Genomic DNA, 3,921 nt, shown 5'->3' with positions numbered 1-3,921 from the left:
TATTTGAGTTGGGAGCAAGATTACTCCCAACTCATTGGGGCGCATGGCTGTGCGTTGGTGTCTCCATTTTTCAAAGTAGGGAGAAGTTAAATTTGTGTACGCCATTTCTGAAGGGCTATCTCGTAATCCTCTGTTTTACTCTGATAAACACTCCGCCAATGAAAAAATAGTCCTAACCCCCATCCTAAAACTGGGAAGATAGCCCAAAAATAACTAGGACTAGTAATTAAATTCAACAGAATCAGGCATAAATTCACCGCTAGGAAGGAAATAAAGTGTGCCCAAAACGCTCTGCGTCGGAAAGTATTAAATGTGCGCCGTGAACCTTCCTCTTCTTGTTGAGCTAACCACTTTTGTTCAGTTGTTTCCAAGATATTAGAAGAAATACCTAACTCAGATGCCATTTCTACAAGCTCTTCTCGTGAAAATTCACCTTCCTGTTTACGAGTGAGTGCTATTTGAAGGATTTGTTGCACATCTTCGGAATCGTAAGTCATTTTAATTACCTTATAAGTTTGTGTGTAAATACGCTTTTGATTTCACGAAGTTTTCCATAGGCTTGGTAAAATTCAGTTAGCAAATGCCTCCACATTTTGCACCCAATACTTAGTGACATTCACAAGCTTATTATTTTCTCACAATCGATTTAGGGCTACTGTATTTGTCAATACCTCTATATTGCTTTTCCTAATAAGAATGAGGTACAGCTTAACCTCAACCCGATAAAGCTGTGCTTTATCTCCCCTCTCCTTACCAAGGAGAGAGGTTAGGGAGCCAGTGCGTTGCGTATTTTCCCACGCCACTTGCTTTATGCCGGGAAACCCGTTCACCGCAGTGGCTCCCCGTTGTAGCAACTAGCATGGTGAGGTTTTGATATGATCTACTTCATGCACCTGGGAAGCACTATATGACAATGCCCTAACAGCGATCGCTCTTAAGACATTGAGCCAAAGATTATCTGAAAGTTGAATGCTAATAGTGTCAGAAAATGTTGACAATTGTCAAGGTAAAATTCTCGCTTTTGAACGGTTGTTTGATGTTAATTAAAAACCCCGGTATTTGCATCGTATTTGGATGCAATAGACACATTAATTTTAGATAAATAGTTCCAAAACCTTGTCTAGTATAGATTTTAGTTTGTGTAATCTGACGATCGCCACTCTCTCTATTTGGGAAATTAGATACTCAACTGCAATTCCCACTTATTCATGGGCGTATGTGGTTTTTAAGCTAATTCATTCCGCCTAACAACTTCCAATAAGCGTAAATTTCAATTTATCGGCCGTAAATTGATAAGTAGAAAGCAAAAAATGCAACTCACACGTCCTATGAACAACAGCATTTTTAACCGAACCATCTCTCCAGTTGCGATCGCCATTATTGGTGGTGGCTTTAGCGGTTCTCTGGTTGCAGCTAATCTTTTACGCAACGCAACTATGCCATTGTCCATCAAGTTGATTGAACGTAATTCGGAAGTGGGTAGAGGAGTTGCTTACGGGACACCAGTGGACTGTCACTTGCTGAATGTGCCTGCGGGTAAGATGAGCGCTTATGCTGATGAACCAAATCACTTCCTCAACTGGCTGCACAAAAATGGGCATGAACAAGTAACTCCATCTACCTTCGTTCCGCGTCGGGTTTATGGGGACTATGTGCAGGCGACTTTAAAAGCAGCACAGGTAAATGCACCGGCTAATGTGCAGCTAGAGAAGATTATCGATGAAGCGATCGCCATTGAAACAAAACCCCACAACACAATAGTCTACCTGAGCAGTGGTCAATGTTTGTATGTGCAAAAAGCGGTGTTAGCGTTGGGCAATTTCCCGGCAATTCTGCCTGCACCGCTCGCCGTTTTAGACAACCGCTATGTTAAAGATGCTTGGTCTGCGGATGCAATTACCGACTTAAATCCAGAGGATGCTATTCTGCTGGTGGGTAGTGGGTTAACAATGGTAGATGCGGTTGTTGCCCTGCATCAACAAGGGTTTCAGGGAAAAATTCATACCGTCTCGCGCCACGGATTGATGCCCTTTAAGCACAAATCAACAGCTGCTTATCCGGCATTTATTAATGTAGAAACTGCGCCAAAAACGGCGCGAGGACTGCTGCATCTGGTACGTCAAGAACTGCGCCAAGCCCTTACCCAAGGACACGCTCAAGATTGGCGGGCGGTAATCGATGCCATGCGCCCAATTATTCCAGAACTTTGGCAAGCACTGCCATTACCGGAACAGAAGCGATTTCTGCGCCATGTCAAAGCATATTGGGAAGTTCACCGTCATCGGATTGCTGAAGGAATTGCCGAAGTAATGGATGCTGCAATGGAATCTGGTCAACTGAACCATTACGCAGGTCGGATTCAAAGTTGTCAGGAGTTTGAGAATGGAGTGAATGTGAGCATCTGCGAACGGGGGACGCAGAAAAATATCTTTTTGCAGGTGAAGCGGATTATCAACTGCACCGGCGCAAATTGTGATTACCGCAGATTGCAGCACCCATTGGTCGCTAGCATCCAAGAACAACGGCTGATCCGTCCCAACATCTTGTCAATGGGAATCGACACCGCCCCCAATGGTGCGCTGATCGATGCAGATGGAAATACATCTCAAATGCTCTACACCTTGGGGACACCGCGTAAGGGCAATCTTTGGGAAACCACTGCTGTTCCAGAAATTCGCGTTCAGGCGGCAAATTTGGCACAGGAGTTACTCAAATCTCTCAATCCAAAACCCGATGCTACTACTTTTGGGTTGATGAAACCTAGTATGTTATTTCGTCAACTATTCGATAAAGAATCTAGTACTTATACTTACCTAATTGCCGATCCAGAAACCAAAACAGCTATCCTAGTTGATCCTGTATTGGAGCAAGTCGAACGTGATCTTCAGATATTGCGACAATTAGGGCTGACCCTGCGCTACTGTATAGAAACTCACATCCATGCTGACCACATTACTGGAACAGACAAATTGAGGTCACTAACGGGTTGTTTAGCGATTTTGCCTGAGAATGCTGCGGCCACATGTGCAGACCACTACATTGCCGATGGAAATATGTTGGAATTAGGGAACGTGGAGATTCGAGCGATCGCTACCCCTGGTCACACTGACAGCCACATGGCATACTTAGTCAACGACACTCACCTATTAACTGGAGATGCCCTGTTTATCCGGGGTTGTGGTCGTACCGATTTCCAAAACGGCGACGCTGAATCACTGTATGATGCCGTTACTCAAAAGCTATTTACATTACCAGATGACACCTTGGTATATCCCGGTCACGACTACCAAGGACAGACAGTATCCACCATTGGCGAAGAAAAGTGCTGGAATCCTCGTTTTGCTGGACACAGCCGCAACCAGTTTATCGAACTAATGAAAAACCTCAACTTACCCCAACCGAAAAAGATTCTAGAAGCTGTACCTGCAAATCAGCATTGTGGCAGAATTTTAGCTGCACTAGATTATCAAATTTGAACAAATATACCAGATGAGAAACAAGATTCTTGCTCCCTCTCCGAACCCACGGAGAGGGTTGGGGTGAGGTTTGACAAGGCTTTTTAGGAAAGTGAGATGCTTCCCTGTTTTTTTCTGAGCTTTCTAACTAATTGCTTTCTTTTTCTTCAGCCATATTCCCAACAACCCAGCAGTAACTATTATTCCTCATACTCAATAAAGGCTGAAATGCTTGCTGTATATAGGTCTTAGTATAAATTTACCAGATATTATTAAATATCTAAAATCCTAGATATACCAACAAAATAGTTTTAATTATCTGTTTAAACCTCATCTAAGTTGAGAAGCGTAGTTTTTGCCCTCACCCTAAATCCCTCTCCCAGATATGGGAGAGGGACTTTGAAATTCTGGCTCCCCTTCTCCCAAATTTGGGAGAAGGGGTTGGGGGATGAGGGCAAATCCTTTT

General features: G+C 43.6%; 3 protein-coding genes. 1 reads left to right on the top strand and 2 read right to left on the bottom strand.

The genetic code is table 11. The features are described 5' to 3' along the window. Window positions 1–86: 86 nt before the first annotated feature. Entirely contained in the window at window positions 87–497 is a 411-nt protein-coding gene (locus ACYTXL_RS02530) for a 2TM domain-containing protein (protein ID WP_461923362.1), read from the bottom strand. Window positions 498–854: 357 nt separating this feature from the next. Next, window positions 855–998: a hypothetical protein gene (locus ACYTXL_RS02525; RefSeq protein WP_461923361.1), complete on the bottom strand. Its 144-nt coding sequence runs from the start codon at window positions 996–998 to the stop codon at window positions 855–857. A 312-nt stretch (window positions 999–1,310) separates the two neighbouring features. Between ACYTXL_RS02525 and ACYTXL_RS02520 the strand changes: the two genes are divergently transcribed. Continuing rightward, the gene (locus tag ACYTXL_RS02520; RefSeq protein ID WP_461923360.1) at window positions 1,311–3,476 is read left to right on the top strand and encodes an FAD/NAD(P)-binding protein; all 2,166 of its coding nucleotides are present in this window, start codon (window positions 1,311–1,313) and stop codon (window positions 3,474–3,476) included. Window positions 3,477–3,921: the final 445 nt, after the last annotated feature.

The sequence above is a fragment of the Nostoc sp. genome, assembly GCF_054880495.1.
The sequence above is the reverse complement of the archived record's forward strand: the minus strand, read 5'-3'. Positions and strand labels throughout refer to the sequence as shown.

Coding starts and splice junctions, on each gene's coding strand:
- ACYTXL_RS02530 (WP_461923362.1), bottom strand. CDS start 497: ATGACTTACGATTCCGAAGATGTGCAACAAATCCTTCAAATAGCACTC.
- ACYTXL_RS02520 (WP_461923360.1), top strand. CDS start 1,311: ATGCAACTCACACGTCCTATGAACAACAGCATTTTTAACCGAACCATC.